This is a genomic window from Streptomyces sp. NBC_00637 (assembly GCF_045161545.1).
Classification (GTDB): Bacteria; Actinomycetota; Actinomycetes; order Streptomycetales; family Streptomycetaceae; genus Streptomyces.
Map to the genome: position 1 here is coordinate 2,738,158 of NZ_CP109046.1, position 16,407 is coordinate 2,754,564.

General features: G+C 72.7%; 15 protein-coding genes. 11 read left to right on the forward strand and 4 right to left on the reverse strand.

The features are described 5' to 3' along the window. Positions 1-151: 151 nt before the first annotated feature. The gene (locus OG440_RS11615; protein ID WP_406011322.1) at positions 152-1,294 is read right to left on the reverse strand and encodes an MFS transporter; all 1,143 of its coding nucleotides are present in this window, start codon (positions 1,292-1,294) and stop codon (positions 152-154) included. Between the two features lie 422 nt (positions 1,295-1,716). Here OG440_RS11615 and OG440_RS11620 point away from each other — a divergent pair, with 422 nt between their 5' ends. Then, positions 1,717-2,472: an acyltransferase gene (locus OG440_RS11620; RefSeq protein ID WP_406006766.1), complete on the forward strand. Its 756-nt coding sequence runs from the start codon at positions 1,717-1,719 to the stop codon at positions 2,470-2,472. Positions 2,473-2,477: 5 nt separating this feature from the next. Continuing rightward, positions 2,478-3,170, forward strand: coding sequence for a hypothetical protein (locus tag OG440_RS11625; protein ID WP_406006767.1), 693 nt, complete (start codon positions 2,478-2,480; stop codon positions 3,168-3,170). 257 nt (positions 3,171-3,427) lie between these two features. Here OG440_RS11625 and OG440_RS11630 read toward each other — a convergent pair whose 3' ends face one another. Next, positions 3,428-4,615: a Ku protein gene (locus tag OG440_RS11630; RefSeq protein WP_406006768.1), complete on the reverse strand. Its 1,188-nt coding sequence runs from the start codon at positions 4,613-4,615 to the stop codon at positions 3,428-3,430. A 55-nt stretch (positions 4,616-4,670) separates the two neighbouring features. Between OG440_RS11630 and ligD the strand changes: the two genes are divergently transcribed. After that, a complete protein-coding gene (gene ligD, locus OG440_RS11635; RefSeq protein ID WP_406006769.1) occupies positions 4,671-5,552 on the forward strand; it encodes a non-homologous end-joining DNA ligase in 882 nt (293 codons plus the stop codon). Positions 5,553-5,583: 31 nt separating this feature from the next. Here the strand turns inward: ligD and OG440_RS11640 are convergent, their stop codons facing one another. Further along, positions 5,584-6,387, reverse strand: a complete 804-nt coding sequence (locus tag OG440_RS11640; RefSeq protein WP_406006770.1) for a nuclease-related domain-containing protein — start codon at positions 6,385-6,387, stop codon at positions 5,584-5,586. A 110-nt stretch (positions 6,388-6,497) separates the two neighbouring features. Here OG440_RS11640 and OG440_RS11645 point away from each other — a divergent pair, with 110 nt between their 5' ends. From OG440_RS11645 to OG440_RS11675, 7 genes are all read left to right on the forward strand, one after another. Further along, a complete protein-coding gene (locus OG440_RS11645; RefSeq protein WP_406006771.1) occupies positions 6,498-7,007 on the forward strand; it encodes a protein phosphatase in 510 nt (169 codons plus the stop codon). A gap of 304 nt (positions 7,008-7,311) precedes the next feature. Further along, positions 7,312-8,037 carry a hypothetical protein gene (locus tag OG440_RS11650; RefSeq protein WP_406011323.1) on the forward strand — a complete coding sequence of 242 codons (726 nt, stop codon included), beginning with the start codon at positions 7,312-7,314 and terminating at the stop codon, positions 8,035-8,037. Then, positions 8,034-9,338, forward strand: a complete 1,305-nt coding sequence (locus OG440_RS11655; RefSeq protein WP_406006772.1) for an ATP-binding protein — start codon at positions 8,034-8,036, stop codon at positions 9,336-9,338. The genes OG440_RS11650 and OG440_RS11655 overlap by 4 nt, the downstream gene beginning before the upstream one ends. Positions 9,339-9,408: 70 nt before the next feature. Continuing rightward, positions 9,409-10,305 carry an SH3 domain-containing protein gene (locus tag OG440_RS11660; RefSeq protein ID WP_406006773.1) on the forward strand — a complete coding sequence of 299 codons (897 nt, stop codon included), beginning with the start codon at positions 9,409-9,411 and terminating at the stop codon, positions 10,303-10,305. A gap of 188 nt (positions 10,306-10,493) precedes the next feature. Next, positions 10,494-11,969 (forward strand): FtsW/RodA/SpoVE family cell cycle protein, encoded by a 1,476-nt coding sequence (locus OG440_RS11665; RefSeq protein WP_406006774.1) that lies wholly within the window; start codon positions 10,494-10,496, stop codon positions 11,967-11,969. Further along, complete coding sequence (locus tag OG440_RS11670; RefSeq protein ID WP_406006775.1) at positions 11,966-13,423, forward strand: peptidoglycan D,D-transpeptidase FtsI family protein; 1,458 nt, start codon at positions 11,966-11,968, stop codon at positions 13,421-13,423. The genes OG440_RS11665 and OG440_RS11670 overlap by 4 nt, the downstream gene beginning before the upstream one ends. Positions 13,424-13,466: 43 nt before the next feature. After that, complete coding sequence (locus OG440_RS11675) at positions 13,467-13,997, forward strand: DUF3291 domain-containing protein (protein ID WP_406006776.1); 531 nt, start codon at positions 13,467-13,469, stop codon at positions 13,995-13,997. Between the two features lie 393 nt (positions 13,998-14,390). On the opposite strand, the gene OG440_RS11680 is transcribed toward OG440_RS11675, so the two are convergent. Further along, on the reverse strand, positions 14,391-15,305 hold the full coding sequence (locus tag OG440_RS11680; protein ID WP_406006777.1) for an ADP-ribosylglycohydrolase family protein: 915 nt from the start codon (positions 15,303-15,305) through the stop codon (positions 14,391-14,393). 132 nt (positions 15,306-15,437) lie between these two features. On the opposite strand from OG440_RS11680, the gene OG440_RS11685 reads away from it, so the two are divergent. Continuing rightward, on the forward strand, positions 15,438-16,376 hold the full coding sequence (locus OG440_RS11685; protein ID WP_406006778.1) for a diiron oxygenase: 939 nt from the start codon (positions 15,438-15,440) through the stop codon (positions 16,374-16,376). Positions 16,377-16,407: the final 31 nt, after the last annotated feature.

Genomic DNA, 16,407 nt, shown 5'->3' on the forward strand with positions numbered 1-16,407 from the left:
CGGGTGCGTTGTCGTGCTCGCGCCCGTCCTGTGGCTGATGGTCAGGCGGGGTGCCGGAGCGCCCTAGACGGGGTCGGTCGGACCGGCTCGCAGGACCGGTTCCGCCGGTCCGTCCGGGGCGTCGTGGACGGGCTCCGGGGCGCAGGGGTGATCACCGCGCGGGCTTCGGGTGGGTGGCCCGGGTCAGCCAGAGGGTGGCCGCGAGACAGACGGCGGAGGCCGCGGCGAGGAGGAGCGGGACCGCTCGGACGCCGGACCATTCGATGACCTTGCCGAGTGCCGGGCCCGCCGCGACGCCCCCCGTCATGGACGCCGCGATGACGACCGCGCCGGCCCGGCGGGCGTGCGGCGCGGCCCGCTGCAGCCAGGGCAGTCCGGTGGGGAAGATCGGCGCGATGAAGAGACCCACGCCCGCGTAGGCGAAGGGCGCCAGGGCCGGTACGGCCGCCAGGAGGAGACAGACGGTCATCCCCGTGCAGGAGACCGTGACGATGGCCTGTGCGGAGAAACGCAGCGCGATCGGAGCCACCAGGAAACGGCCGACGGTCATCATCAGCCAGTACACGGAGGTCGCGGTGGCCGCGACGCCGGCGCCGTGGCCGACGGTCTCCAGGTGAGTGGGTTCCCAGCCGCCGACACCCGCCTCGATGCCGACGTGCAGCACGTAGAGGGTGACGAAGACGGCGAGGACGGACCGCAGAGCGCGGGCGGCCGGCGTGGACACCTTGGTGGCGACCGTGTGCGGCGAGGACGGCGACGGCTCGGACGACCCGGAGGGCCGCGGCAGCCCCGGGGGGTGGTCGCGCACGCCGCGCAGACAGAGCAGCAGGGGCAGGTTGGCGAGCGCGAAGACCCCGAAGACGACGGGGTAGTGCTCGGCGCCTGCCACCCCGATCAGGACGGGGCCGAGGATCGCGCCGATGCCGAAGTGGGCGTTGAGAACGTTGAGCATCGCCGCGGAACGGTGGCCGAAGCCCGCCGCGAACAGTTGGTTGAGGCCGTAGTCGATACCGCCGAAGCCGAAGCCCGCGACGAGCGCCGCGGCGAGGGCGAGGGGCCAGTTCGGCGCGACCGCGAAGCCTGCCGAGCCGACGGCCATCAGCAGATACGACGCGGCCAGGATCCGCCGGTTGCCGGTACGGCCGTACAGCCGGTCGAAGAGGAGGACTCCGGCGACCCCGCCGACGAAGTGCGCGCTGAGCCCGAGCCCCGCGACGGAGGGCGAGAGTCCGAACTCCTCGCGCAGGGCCGGGATCGCGGGGCCGTAGAACGCCTGGAGAGCGCCGATGAGCATGAAACCGACGCAGGAGGCGACCACGGCGGACGTGCTGAAGACGGGAACCGGGACGGGAACGGGGGCGGGGGTGGGGGCGACCACGTCCGCCGGGACGGGGGCGGAGACGGCGGTCGTGGTGTCCGGCGTGGGTGAGCCGGCCGGGGGGCGCTGCGCCGTGGGGTGGTCGGCCACGCGGACTCCAGAGGGCGGCGGCCCACCTCTTCGTGGGCGTGCGGGTGATGCTCCGACGGACAACGATGTTACCGGTAACATGCGGGCCGTCAAGATGCCGGACGCACGGGGAGGGGCTGGGACGGACGGGGACGGACGGTGCCGTGCGCCGGGACACGGCGGGCCGCCGGGTGTCGTCTCGGGTACGGGTTGGTTGCGACAAGGACTAATCGTCGTAGGGGAGTTGGGGGGCGGGCAGCATGCGGCGTATGAGCCGAGACCGGTACGTCGACTTCCTGCGGTCCTGGGCGATCCTGCTCGTGGTGCTGGGGCACTGGCTGATCACCGCGCTGATCCGGCATCCCGACGGGGAGATCACCGCCCCGGAGCTGCTGGCGTCCGTGCCCTGGACGCAGTGGCTGACCCTGGGCTTCCAGATCATGCCGCTGTTCTTCCTGGCCGGTGGTCACGCCGCCGGGGGCTCCTGGGCGCGGGCCCGGGCCGCCGGCGGGAGCGCCGCGGGATGGGTGGGGCGGCGTGCCGTGCGGCTGCTGCTGCCCACGGCCGTGTACAGCGGCCTCGTGCTGCTCGCCGTCGGGGTGTGCGTCGCGCTCGGCGTGGACCGCGCCACTCTCGCGCTGGTGGGGTGGGCGATGGCCATGCAGTTCTGGTTCCTGCCGGTGTATCTGCTGCTCAGCGCCCTGACCCCGGTGCTGTACTCCCTGCACGAACGGTGGGGCGTGCGCGTCCCCGTGGGGATGGGCGTGGTGGGGCTCGGCATCGGCACGCTCGTCGCGACCGGCGACGCGTCCTCGCGCGGCTCGGCCGTGGAGGCGATCGGCGCGCTCAACTACCTGCTCGTGTGGGGTGTCGTCTACCAGCTCGGTCTCTGCTGGCGGGACGGGCTGCTGGGCGGTGACGGGGATACGGCGCCCCGGGCGCGGGGCCGGGCGGTCGCCATGGCCGTGGGGGGCGGCCTGGGTTCGCCCTCCTCGTCGGGCCCGGGCCGTTTCCCGTCAGTCTGATCCTGGTGACCGGGCAGGAACCGAGCAACACCGATCCCCCGTCGGCGGCCATGCTGGCGTGGAGCCTGGCCCAGGTCGGGGTGGCTCTGCTGGTGGCACCGGTCGTCCGACGAGCGCTGGATCGGGCCCGGGTGCGGCGGGCGGTGCGGGTGCTGGGGGCCGGCAGCATGGCGCTCTATCTCTGGCACATGCTGCCGGTGCTGATCGTCGCCGCCGCCTTCTACCTGACCGGACTCGCCCCCGAACCCCGCTACGGCTCGGCCGGCTGGTGGGCACTGCGGGTGCCGTGGCTGCTGGTGCTGGGGAGCGTCCTGGCGGGGGTGGTGTGGGCCCTGCGGCCACTGGAGCGGGCGCTGGCCTCGATGGACGCACGGGTCCGTCCCGGTGCGGGGATCCGGGGGGCGGCGGCCTGGCGGATATGGGCCGGGCTCGGGGTGAGCGTCTGCGCGCTCATGTACTTCGCGGGGCACGGGTTCGCGTACGGCGGCGAGTTCCCGGTGTGGCCGGCCGTGGGGCTGGGGGTGGGCACGCTGTGCGTGGCGTTCCGTCGCCGGGGCGAGGAAGGAGAGGGAGGCGACGGGGGCGACCACGGCGGCGGCGCCGAGGACCAGGGGTCGGGAGGGGCACCGCGGGCGCGGCGGGCCATGCGGGCAGGCCGCGCGGGGCGGGATCGAGGGGCCCTGGAAGGGGCCGCCTGACGTGGGCGATGCCCTGCCAGGTTCGTGGGCGGTGGCACGCAGGCGTGGTCGGTCACGGGCGGCATGACGTGGGTGTCACGCAGGCGCGGTCGATCGCGGGCGATGTGACGCGAGGGGCCGTGGATCGCAAGCGGTGGCACGCAGGCGCGGTCGATCGCGGGCGATGTGACGCGAGGGGCCGTGGATCGCAAGCGGTGGCACGCAGGCGCGGTCGATCGCGGGCGATGTGACGTGAGGACCCTGGATCGCGGACGGTGTCAGGCCGTGCGCTTGCGGGACGTCGTCGTCTTCTTCGCGGCCGACTTCTTCGCCGTCGTCCCCTTGGCCGTCGTCGTCTCCTTCGCCGTCGTCTTCTTCGCGGCGGACTTCCTGGCCGTGCTCTTCGACGCCGCCGTGCTCTTCGTGGAGGCCGTGCTCTTCGACGCCGTCGTCTTCTTGGCGGCCTGCGTCGACTTCGCCGTCTTCGCCGTCGACTTCCTCGGTGCCGCCGTGGTCTTCTTCGCCGTCGACGTCGACTTCTTGCCGCCGGTCCCCTTGGGTGCCGTACGGGCGGACCGGCGCTGCGACAGGTGTCTGACCTCGGCCCCCGACTCCGTCTCCTCGTCCGCCTCCCCCGCCGACTCCTCCTCGTGCTCCGACCCGGCCTTCCCCGGTTCCTCGCCGCGCGACTTCTGCGCCGCGCGCACGCTCTTCTCCAGGGCCGCCATCAGGTCCAGCACCTTGCCGCTGGACGGCGCCGACGGGGCCTCGGGAGGTGCCTCGCCGGCCGCCTTCGCCGCCACGACCTCCTCCACCGCCTCGCGGTACTCGTCGTGCAGGTCCTCCAGGTCGACCTCGCCGAGGGTGTCCATCAGGGCGTCCGCGAGGTCGAGTTCCTTGTCGCGGACGGTGACCGAGGTGTCCGGGGCCACGCCCTCCGGTGCGCGGACCTCGTCCGGCCAGAGGAGACCGTGCATGGCGATCGCCTCGCCGACCACGCGGAGCATCCCGAGGCGCTCGCGGCCGCGCAGGGCGTACTTCGCGATCGCCACCTTGTGGCTGCGCTTCAGTGCCTCCCGGAGCAGCGTGTACGGCTTCGCCGCCGGTGCGCCACCCGCCTGGAGGTAGTAGGCGGCGTCCATCTGGAGCGGGTCGATGCGGTCCGCCGGGACGAAGGCCACGATCTCGATGGTCTTCGCGGTCGGGAGCGGCAGGTGGGACAGGTCCTCTTCGGTGATCGGGATGATCGAGCCGTCCGCGTCCTCGTACCCCTTGCCGATCTCCGCCGAGCTCACCTCGCGGTCCTCCAGCTCGCAGACCTTGCGGTAGCGGATGCGGCCGCCGTCCTCGGTGTGGATCTGGCGGAAGGAGATCGAGTGGCTCTCGGTCGCGTTCACCAGCTTGATCGGGATGCTGACGAGGCCGAAGGAGATCGCGCCGTTCCAGATGGATCTCACGGGCAGCACCCTTCCGAATGAGCTGAATAAGCCTTATGTGACGGTTTCATGTGATTCTCATCGTATGACGCCGATCACTGAGGTGGAGGGGCGACGGGTCGCGCTCAGCAATCTGGAGAAGGTGCTGTATCCGGCGACCGGCTTCACCAAGGGCGAGGTACTGCACTACTACGCGACCGTCGCCGAGGCCCTGCTCCCCCATCTGCGCGACCGGCCGCTGTCCTTCCTGCGCTACCCGGACGGGCCCGACGGGCAGGTCTTCTTCGCCAAGAACGTGCCGCCGGGGATGCCCGAATGGGTCACCAGCGCCGAGGTGCCCCGGTCGGAGGGGCCGGCCCGGATGGTGGTCGTGCAGGATCTGCCGAGCCTGATCTGGGCGGCGAACCTCGTCACCGAGTTCCATACGCCCCAGTGGGTGATCCAGGAACCCGAGATCGCCGACCGGCTCGTCCTCGACCTCGATCCCGGCGTGCCCGCGACCGTCGTCGAGTGCTGCGAGGTCGCGGTGTGGCTGCGGGAACGGCTCGCTGCGGACGGCATCGAGGCCTTGGCGAAGACGTCCGGTTCGAAGGGGCTGCATCTGCTGGCGGCGGTGCGCGGGGCCTCGTCCGAACGGGTCACGGAGTACGCGAAACAGCTGGCCGTGGAGGCGGAGCGGGCGATGCCCCGGCTGGTGCTGCACCGGATGACACGGAGTCTGCGGCCGGGAAAGGTGTTCGTGGACTGGAGTCAGAACGCGGCGCGGAAGACGACCGCGACCCCGTACACCATGCGGGCCCGGGCCGAGCCGACCGTGTCGGCGCCGGTCACCTGGGAGGAGGTCGAGGCGTGCCGGTCCGCCGAGACCCTCACCTTCTCGGCCACCGACATCGCTCCGCGGCTCCAGGACTTCGGGGACCTGCTGGAACCGCTCCTCGATGCCGGGCGGGCGGGCGCGGTGCCGTGACCCGGCTCTCGCCGTGTGAGCGGTGCCGGGGTCACACCTTCGTCCATGTCCTCCGGTCGCGTGCCATCGCGTGCAGGGCCTCCACGTCCGCCGGCTTCAGTACACCGCCGAGGCGGGTCAGGTCGGTGAGTTCGGTGTCGGTCAGGACGCGGACCTCGCGCGGGGGGACGGTGACCGAGACGTCCGCCGGGCCGACCAGGGCCAGCAGAGGGCGGACCTCGGCCGTCAGGGCGTGGGACGCGCGGTCGGCGTCGGCGCGCACCCGGCGCAGCAGGGGCTCCGGGTCGCGGCGGCCCAGGCCGACCAGGGGGTCGGAGACCCGGACCCGCTGCTTACGGGCGTACAGCGCGTGGACCGCGAACAGGCCGGCCGGGCCGATGGCCAGGTGATGGACGCGGTCGCCGCCGGGCAGCGGCAGGGAGTGCAGGGTGTGCCAGCCGGCGCCGTCGAGCCGGTCCAGGGCCACACCGACGGTCTGCTCGGCCGCCAGGGCGCGGCGGCGCGGGTCGGCCCGGAGACGGTGGGCGGGGCCCGGGTCGCGGTCCAGGTCGATGAGGAGGGCCTCGCCGGGGCGGTTGGGGGCCAGGTCGTCGTCCGGGTGGAGGGAGAGCCGGGCCAGTTCCGCGGGGGTGGGGACCGGGGGTGGACCGACCGTGACCGGCCCGGTGATGAAGGGGCCCAGGGCCTCCAGGACGTCCTCTCTGCGGTTCTCCCCGATCAGGTTGATCCTGGCCGCCTCACGGTCGTACCAGGCGATGTTCCTGCCATCCGTGAGACATACGTAGAGCCGCTCCTGGCCATGCCGCCAGGTCGGTATGACGCGCAGTCCGTTCATGCACCATCACCCCACGACCATGGGAACAGGAGGGGCGCTCCGGGGCAAGAAGGCGGTTACGTTCGAGGCGACTTGGGCAGGCACTGGGCAGCGCGTTTGGGGAGGCGCCGTTGCGGACCCGCAGGAAGCAACCCGACGTACCGCCTCCGGACCGTCCGTGGAGCGAGATCGTGCCCGGCCTGTGGATGGGCGGGCACGAGTTCCGGGGACGCTCCGGGGAGCTGGAACTCGCCGTGGTGCGGGACGAGTTCGATCTCGTCCAGACGCTGACACGGGCCCGGCAGGGGCATGGGCCCGATCCCGGGGTGCGGCATCACGTGTGGCCGATTCCGGACGGTCCGCTGGACGGGACCCAGCTCGCCGGGGTGATCCGGCTGGCGCGGGCCGCGTCGGACGCGATGGACGACGGCCGGACGGTCCTCGTCCGCTGCTACAGCGGCTACAACCGTTCCGGCCTGGTCATCGCCCACACGCTGGTGGGCCGGGGGCACCCGGTCGAGGAGGCGATCCGGCTGATACGGTCGCGGCGCTCACCGTGGGCCCTGCACAACGAGTTGTTCGTGGAGTACCTGCGGGCGGGGCTGCCGACGGCCAGGCTTCTGGAGGAACTGGCCGAATAATCGTTTCGCCCCCGTCAGGACCCCGGTGACCCCGGTGACCGGATGACCCGGCGGCCCCGACGCCTCCAGCGCTTCCCCATCCCCGGCCCACCAGTACGCAAAACGGACTTCCATACGAATAAGGTGTACGGGCCTGACACCGCCGCGTCCCCAGAGGAGTCACAGGAGTCCCGTGCCCCGCTGTCGCCCCACCGGCCTCTCTCGCCTCGTCGGCCTCTGCCGTCCCTCCTGCCTCGCCGGTCCCTCCCGTCCGGCCCGGCGCGTCCGGCGTGCCCGGCGTGCGCTCGCCGCCGTCACGGTCGTCCTGCTGGCCTCGGTCGCGGTGGGCTGCGGTGACGCCGGCGGGCTTCAGGGCGCCGGGGCGACACCGACCGCGATCAGCCCGGACAAGCTCTGGCCGGATCTGACCCCCGCCTCCAGCCCGGCCTTCGACATCGGCGAGGTCGACACCGAGGTGGTGAAGGGCGTCACGGTGCCCGGCGGCGACATCCGCGAGGTGGACCCGGTGGCGGTCGTCCGCGAGGAGATCGCCGCACATCCGGGCGACTACGACGAGGGGGCCTACGACGAGACGGCGCGCCGGATGGCCGACTGCGGCAGGAGCGGGGCGGCGGGGAGCCGGTGCCCGGTGCTCAAGGCGTACTACCGCGACCTCACCGGCGACGGCCACGACGACCTGACGCTGGGCTTCCGGCAGCTGCCGGGCAATCTCACGGCCGTCCGCGTCTACACCGCGCGCAAGGACCGGCTCGTGCAGGTCATGGCCTACGAGGACGCCGTGAGCGGGGTCGAACTGGCCGGACGGTCCGTGATCATCCGGGCCCCGTCGGAGGTCGCGGGCTACGAGTACCGCCTCCAGTGGACATGGGACCAGCAGCAGCGGGCGATGCTGCTCACCCACGACGAGATGCTCCGTATCGGGGGCCCGGAACACACCCCCCGCCCCTCCGCCTCCTCGACCCACTCCCCCGCCTCGACCCCTTCCGCTTCCTCGACCCCTTCCGCCTCCTCGTCGGCGAGCGGCCGATGAGACTCGCGTTCCCCTCGTGGGCCGGCACGCTCGCCGTGAAGGCCGCCGTCTTCATCACGGTGATGTGCTGTGCGCTGGCCGCCCTGCTCGGCGTACTGGTGCACGTCTCGGTGACGAACCAGACCGTCGGCCAGGCACGTGACCTCGCACTGTCCCGGCTGAAGGACGCGACAGCCGCGTTCGAGGCCGGGGACACCCTCGGGTGGGGCGCGAGCCTCGATCCGCCCGAGCTGCCCGCGTCGCTGCGCGCGCTGGCACTGGCCGGGGAGCGCGGCACCGTGGTCGCCGACCACCAGGGGCGCCCGACGATGTGGGCGGCCGGCCCCGTCGACGGCGCGCGGGCCCTCGCGGTTCCGGTCGACTACTCGCAGAGCGCCCGCACCATCGAGGCCCTCGACACCGCGATCCTGTGGTCGTCGGTCCTGGCCATCGGCGCGACGCTGCTGGTCGGCGCCGTGGCGGTCACCCGGGTGACCCGACGGCTGCACGCCACCGCGCAGGTGGCCCGGCGGATCACGGCCGGCGACCTGGACGCGCGCGTGGACGACCCCCGTACGAAGGAAGCGGGCCGGCCGCAGGACGAGGTGGGTGCCGTCGCCGTCGCGCTGGACTCCATGGCCTCCTCGCTCCAGGGCAAGCTGCAGAGCGAGCAACGGTTCACCGCCGACGTGGCGCACGAGCTGCGCACACCGCTGACCGGGCTGCACGCGGCGGCGGAACTGCTGCCGCCGGGCCGGCCGACGGAGCTGGTCCGCGACCGGGTGGCGGCGTTGCGCACGCTGACGGAGGACCTGCTGGAGATCTCCCGCCTGGACACCGGGCGGGAGCGGCTGGAACTGGACACCGAGGAGCTGGGTGCGCTGGCGGTCCGGGTGGTGCGGACGGCGGCGGCCTCGGACACCACGGGGGCCTCGGCGACCGGCACCGAGGTGACCGTCGTCCGGGACGCGCGCGTGGAGACCGACCGGCGACGCCTGGAGCGGGTGCTGGGCAACCTGCTCGCCAACGCGCACCGACACGGGCGGTCGCCCGTCGTCCTGACGGTGGACGGTCCCGTGGTCACCGTGCGGGACCACGGGGACGGCTATCCGGAATACCTCCTCACGCACGGGCCGCAGCGGTTCCGCACCGAGGGCGGGGCGAAGGGGCACGGGCTCGGGCTGACGATCGCGGTCGGGCAGGCGGAGGTGCTGGGCGCTCTGCTGACGTTCACCGACGCACCGGACGGCGGCGCGGTGGCCACACTGACGCTCCCTCAGACGCCTCCCCCGGGGAGCGGCCTCCCCGATGGCGCAGCGTGACGGGCGACACGCGCGAACCCCTCCTAATGTGGCGATTAGTCAGCTTCACCCTCTTCATGGAGGTATCGCCATGCCCCTGCGTACCGCTCTCACCCGCGTCGCCGTACTCACCGCAGCAGGCACCCTCGCGGCCGCCGCGGCCGTCACCCCGGCCTTCGCCGACGGCTGGGACGGCGGCGGCCTCACCACCCAGGACGACGGCTTGTCCGACTGGCAGAACCAGGGCGACGACGGCTTCCAGGGCAACCAGAACCAGGGCGGGGGCCAGGGGAATCAGAACCAAGGCGGGGGCCAAGGCAACCAGAACCAAGGCGGGGGCCAGGGGAATCAGAACCAGGGCAACCAGAACCAGGGTGGGGGCCAGGGCAACCAGAACCAGGGCGGGGGCCAGGGCAACCAGAACCAGGGCGGCGGCCAAGGCAACCAGAACGGCCAGGGCAACCAGAACCAAGGCGGCGGCCAAGGGAACCACAACCAGGGCGGCGGCCAAGGCAACCAGAACGGCCAGGGCAACCAGAACCAAGGTGGCGGTCAAGGCAACCACAACCAGGGCGGCGGCCAAGGCAACCAGAACCAAGGCGGCGGCCAGGGCAATCAGAACGGCCAGGGCAATCAGAACGGGAACTGGCAGTCCGGTACCGGCACCTGGCAGTCCGGCGGGGGTGACAACAGCTGGCAGTCCGACGGGGGTGACTGGCAGTCCGGCAACGGCAACGGCAGCCACAACGACTCCCGCCGTTACCGCGGCCGCGTCACCGCGAACCAACTGCTCCTGCGCAGCGCGCCCACCCGCGCCAGCCAGGTGATCCGTGTGGCCCATCGCGGCGAGATCGTCTCGATCTTCTGCAGGACCCCCGGCCAGAACGTCCAGGGCAACTCCGTCTGGTACCTGCTCACGGACGGCACCTGGGCCTGGGGCTCGGCGCGCTACATCGCCACCATCGGGACGACACCTCGCTGGTGCTGATCGAGCACTGACACGAAAGCATCCAAGGCTCACAAGGAGCCATATTTGGGTAGGTTCCGGACATGACGAAAGCCGGAGTCGGAGCAGGGACGGGAGCAGGGGCGGGAGCGGGAACGGAAACGGGAGCGGGGGCGGAGCCGAGGGCCGGAGCAGAAGGCGGTAAAGGCGCCACCGGTGCCGGAAGCACGGTGGCGGCAGCCGACGCGCCCGCCCCCGCGGCGCTCCTCCCCCGTCGCCGTGGCGTCGAACTCTCCCTCATCGTCCTGGCCGTGCTGCTCTCCGTGTACGGCTACTGCGCTGTCGGCCTCGCGAAGGACGGCACCGTCCCGCCCGGCGCCGCCGGGTACGGCGCCGGGCTCGGCGTGCTCGCGCTGCTGGCACACCTCGCGGTGCGGCTGCGCGCCCCGTGTGCCGACCCGCTGCTCCTCCCCATCGCGGTACTGCTCAACGGGATGGGCCTGGTGCTGATCTACCGGCTCGACCTGGAGACGCCCGGCGACCGGGCGGCGCCCACCCAACTGGTGTGGTCCACGCTCGGGGTGGCCCTGTTCATCCTGGTCGTGGCGGCGCTGCGCGACCACCGTGTGCTCCAGCGGTACGCGTACCTCTGTGTGGTCGCCGCGCTGGCCCTCCTCGCGCTGCCGATCCTCTTCCCGGCCGTGAACGGCGCCCGTATCTGGATCCGGATCGCCGGGTTCTCCATCCAGCCGGGCGAGTTCGCGAAGGTGCTGCTGGCGGTGTTCTTCGCCGCGTACCTGGCGGCCAACCGGGCGGCGCTGGCGTACGCGGGCCGGAAGATCTGGCGCTTCGACCGACTGCAACTGCCCACCGGACGCGTCCTCGGTCCGATCGTCACGATCTGGCTGCTGAGCGTCGGCGTGCTGGTGCTGGAGCGGGACCTCGGCACCTCGCTGCTGTTCTTCGGCCTGTTCGTGGTCATGCTCTACGTCGCCACCGGCCGCACCGGCTGGATCGCCGTCGGGCTGCTGCTCGCCTCGCTCGGTGCGGTCGCCGTCGGCCGCCTGGAGCCGCACGTGCACAGCAGGGTCGAGGACTGGCTGCACCCGTTCGCGACGATCGAGGCCGGCGAGGGCCCGAACCAGCTCGCACAGTCGCTGTTCTCCTTCGCGGCCGGCGGGATGTCCGGCACCGGGCTCGGCCTCGGTCACTCCGTCCTCATCGGCTTCGCGGCCAAGTCGGACTTCATCCTGGCGACGGCGGGCGAGGAACTGGGCCTGGTGGGTCTGTCGGCCCTCTTCATCCTCTACGGCCTGCTGGTGGAGCGCGGTTACCGGGCGGGACTGTCCCTGCGCGACCCCTTCGGCCGGCTGCTGGCGACCGGTCTCGCCTCGATCGTGGCGCTCCAGGTGTTCGTGATCGCGGGCGGGGTGACCGGGCTGATCCCCTTGACCGGCATGGCGATGCCGTTCCTGGCGCAGGGCGGCTCCTCGGTCGTCACCAACTGGGCGATCGTGGCACTGCTGATCCGGGTGAGCGACTCCGCGAGACGGCCCCGCCACGCACCCCACGACGCACCGCCCCACACCCCGGCCCACCCCCTGCACGACTCGTCCCACGAGCCGCACCACGAGCCGAGCCACAGGCCAGGCCGCCACCCACTCCACCACCCACTCCACGACGAGGACCCACGGAGGTCCGGTTGACCCGGCACATCCGGCACGCCGCCGCCTTCTGCGCCCTGCTGCTGGTGGCTCTCCTGGCCAACGCCCTGCGCGTCCAGGTCGTCCAGTCCGGCACCTACGACGACAACCCGGCCAACCGGCGCGAGACCATCGCCCGTTACGCCCAGCCGCGCGGCGACATCCTGGTCGACGGGGCCCCCGTGACCGGCTCCCGGGACACCGGTGAGCAGCTGCGCTACGAACGCACGTACCGCGACGGGCCGTTGTACGCGCCGGTGACCGGTTTCGCCTCGCAGGTGTACGGGACGACGTTCCTGGAGCACACCGGGGACGACGTGCTCTCGGGGGCCGATCCGATGCTGTCGCCGTTCCCGCTGTGGAACGACGTCACGCACGGCCGGCCGGCCGGCGGCAACGTGGTGACCACCCTGAACCGCCGGGCCCAGCAGGCCGCCTACGAGGGGCTCGGCGGACGCAAGGGCGCGGTGGCGGCGGTGGAGCCGACGACGGGGCGGGTGCTGGCGATGGTGTCCAGCCCGTCCTACGACCCCGGCGTGCTGTCCGGGAACGGCCGCGCGGCCGAACGGGCCTGGGTGCGGCTGAACGGCGACCCGGACAAGCCGATGCTGAACCGGGCGGCGCGCCAGACGTATCCGCCGGGGTCGACGTTCAAGGTGGTCACCGCGGCGGCGGCGCTGGACGCGGGTGTGATCACCGACCTCGACGCGGCCACCGACTCCCCCGCCCCCTACCGGCTGCCGGGGACGACGACGGGTCTGACGAACGAGGGCCCCGGCTGCGAGGACGCTCCGCTGCGGGACGCCTTCGAGTGGTCGTGCAACACGGTGTTCGCGAAACTCGGCGTGGACACCGGGCTGGCCCGGATGACCCGGACGGCGCAGGCGTTCGGCTTCAACGACACGGACGTGCGGATCCCGTTCACCGTCGCGCCGAGCACCTTCGACACCTCGCTCGACCGGGCGCAGCTGGCGCTGTCCTCGATCGGCCAGTTCAACACCCGCGCGACCCCGCTCCAGATGGCGATGGTGTCGGCGGCCGTGGCCGACGGGGGGCAGGTGCGCACGCCCTACCTGGTGGAGCGGACGACACGGCGGGGCGGGGCCACGGTGGCCACGGCCGGTTCCCGCCCGTCCCGCCAGGCGATGCAGCCCGCGACCGCGCGGCTGATGCGGGAGCTGATGGTGGGTGTGGTGCGGGAGGGCACCGGCACGAACGCCGCGATCCCGGGCGCGGTCGTCGGCGGCAAGACCGGCACCGCCCAGCACGGTCTCGGCAACGCCGGTATCCCGTACGCCTGGTTCGTCTCCTGGGCGCGTGGCGAGCAGGACATGGAGCCGAGGGTGGCGGTCGCGGTGGTGGTCGAGGACGGCTCGGCGCGCCGCGGGGACATCACCGGGGGCGGGATGGCGGCGCCGATCGCCAGGGCGGTGATGGAGGCGGTGCTCACGTCGTGAGACGGGGGGACCGGGACACACAGGGGCGTCCTACGGTTCGCTCATGACTGACACGAGAGCTGAGAACGTCACCGGGACCACCGCTTTCGAACTCGCACAGGTCAACATCTCCCGCCTCAAGTTTCCGCTGGATTCACCGGAGTTGAAGGACTTCGTGGACGCCCTCGACCCGGTCAACGCCACGGCGGAGGAGGCGGACGGCTATGTCTGGCGGCTCCAGTCCGACGGCGGCGACGCGACCGACATCCAGGTCTTCGGGGACTCCTGGCTGATCATCAACATGACGGTGTGGCGGGACATCGACGCCCTGACCTCGTTCATGTACCAGGGCCGGCACCGTGAGCTGCTCTCCCGCCGTCGGGAGTGGTTCGAGCGGGTGGCGGAGGCGATGACGGCCCTGTGGTGGGTGCCGGCGGGCCACCGCCCGACGGTCGCGGAGGCCGAGTCCCGCCTCCTCCATCTGCGCGCCAACGGACCGACGCCGTACGCTTTCGGCCTGCGTACGGCCTTCCCGGCGCAGGGCGCGGAGCCGATGACGTTCGCGGTACCGGAGGACCTGGGCTGCTCGGTCTAGCCGGATCCGGCTGACACGGCCGGTCCGACCGGTCCCGCCGGTTCCACTGGTCCCGTCGCCCCCGCCGGTCACCTCGGTCCGAGAGGGGCCAGGGAAGGTCGAGCCGGAAGGGGCCGGGGGGCTGCGGCCGTCGGTGACCGCACTCGATCTCGTTGCCGTCGGCGTCCCCGACGTAGGCGGGCCGCCGCTCGGCGTGCACGGTCACGCTGCCCGGCGCGTGCTCGACCTCGCACTCCCCGGACGCCCCGTCACCCGGGCCCGCGGCCACCCGGATCACGAAGGTCTCCCCCGGCCGCAGCCAGTGGTCGCTGCCGTACGGCTCCAGGAGGAGTTCGAGCGACTCCTCGCCGGAGTTGCGCACCCGCAGGGCGGCGACGAACCGTTGCCCCGCGGTCACCGGCGCCCCGCCCTGCCCGGCAGGGGTTCCCGGCGCTCCAGCCACGGCGCGGGGACGGCGTCGACGCCGGTGCGGGCGGCCACGACGCCGCCGGTGATGGCGCAGGTGGTGTCGACGTCGCCGAAGCCCTCGGCGGTGGTCCAGAGCGCGGCGACGAGGTCGTCGGGGTGGCGGGCGGCGGACCAGACGGCGAAGGGCACGGTGTCGTCGGCGCGGACGCGCTGGCCGTTGCCGAGGATGTCGGAGGCCTTCCAGGGCTCGGTGGCGAAGGGCAGTTCGGCGGCGCGGGCGAGGCCGTCGCGGGTGGCGCTGTCCGGGGTCAGCGCCACCACCTCGGCCAGGGCGAGCCGCCCCGTGGCCGAGAGCGCCGCCGCCACCGCCACGGCGACCGCGCCCGCGACGCCCTCCGGGTGGGCGTGGGTGACCTCGGCGGAGCGGGTGGCCTGTTCGGCGGCCCGGGCGGGATCGGCGTGGAACCAGGCGCCCAGCGGCGCCACCCGCATGGCGGCCCCGTTGCCGAGGCTGCCCTCGCCGCCGAACAGCTCGCGGCTGGACTCGGGCCAGCGGTCGGGCTCCCGGAGCAGTCGGGGCAGCAGTCGGTGCATGCCGTGGCCGTAGCCGCGGGCCGGGTCGGCGTCGTACCCGAGCGCGAAGGCGAGGGCGAGGTCCCGCTGCCGCACCTCCCCGTACTCCTCGAGCACCCGGAGCAGGCCGAGGGCCATCGCCGTGTCGTCGGTCCAGTGCCAGTCCGGTTCCTCGGGCATCCGGCGGGCGCGGACCTCCTCGTACGCCTGGCGGGGCTCCCGGAAGAGCGGGAACCAGCGCTCCCCGAACGCGTCCCCGAGGGCCAGGCCCTCCAGACTGCGGCGGGCGGCGGCGCGGCCGGCGTCGTTTCCGTGCGCGGTGCTCACGTCGTATCCCCCTACGGCTCGTGGACGCCAAGTCTCGCAGCACCCCGTCCGGGCCCCGGGGCGCGGAGCCCGGATCAAGAAGTGGTGCGGAAGGGATTGACGCCCTTGCTGACAAGCAGTCTCATAAGTGCCATGACGACCCTCACCGATGCCGACGCACTGGAAGGGCTGCGGGACGCGCTGGGCCTGCTCAAGGACCGGGAGCAGGTGGCCGAACGGCTGCTCGCGTCCTCCGCCAAGCACTCCTTCGACCCCGACAAGGAGCTGGACTGGGACGCCCCCTTCGAGGAGGGCAAGTGGTTCTGGCCGCCGGAACTGGTGTCGCTGTACGACACGCCGATGTGGCGCCGCATGAGCGAGGAGCAGCGGATCCTGCTGTCGCAGCACGAGGCCGCCGCGCTCGCCTCGCTCGGGATCTGGTTCGAGCTCATCCTCATGCAGCTGCTCGTCCGGCACATCTACGACAAGGCGGCGACGAGCGCGCATGTGCGGTACGCGCTGACCGAGATCGAGGACGAGTGCCGGCACTCGAAGATGTTCGCCCGGCTGATCACCCGGGGCGGGACGCCCTACTACCCGGTCAGCCGCGCCCACCAGCACCTGGGGCGGCTGTTCAAGACGATCTCCACGACCCCCGGCTCCTTCACCGCCACCCTGCTCGGGGAGGAGGTCCTCGACTGGATGCAGCGGCTGACCTTCCCGGACGAGCGGGTCCAGCCGCTGGTGCGGGGCGTCACCCGGATCCACGTCGTGGAGGAGGCCCGGCACGTGCGCTACGCCCGTGAGGAGCTGCGCCGCCAGATGGTGACGGCGCCGAAGTGGTCCCAGGAGTTCACCAGGGTCACCTCGGGCGAGTTCGCGCGGGTGTTCTCCGTGGCGTTCGTGAACCCGGACGTCTACACGAACGTGGGTCTGGACCGGCGGGAGGCCGTGGCCCAGGTGCGGGCGAGCGGACACCGGCGGGAGGTCATGCAGACGGGATCGAAGCGGCTGACGGAGTTCCTGGACGACATCGGCGTGCTGCGGGGCGTCGGACGGCGGCTGTGGAGGTCGTCCGGACTGCTGGCGTGAGCCGGACGGCGGGCGCGGAGCGGGGGCGGGC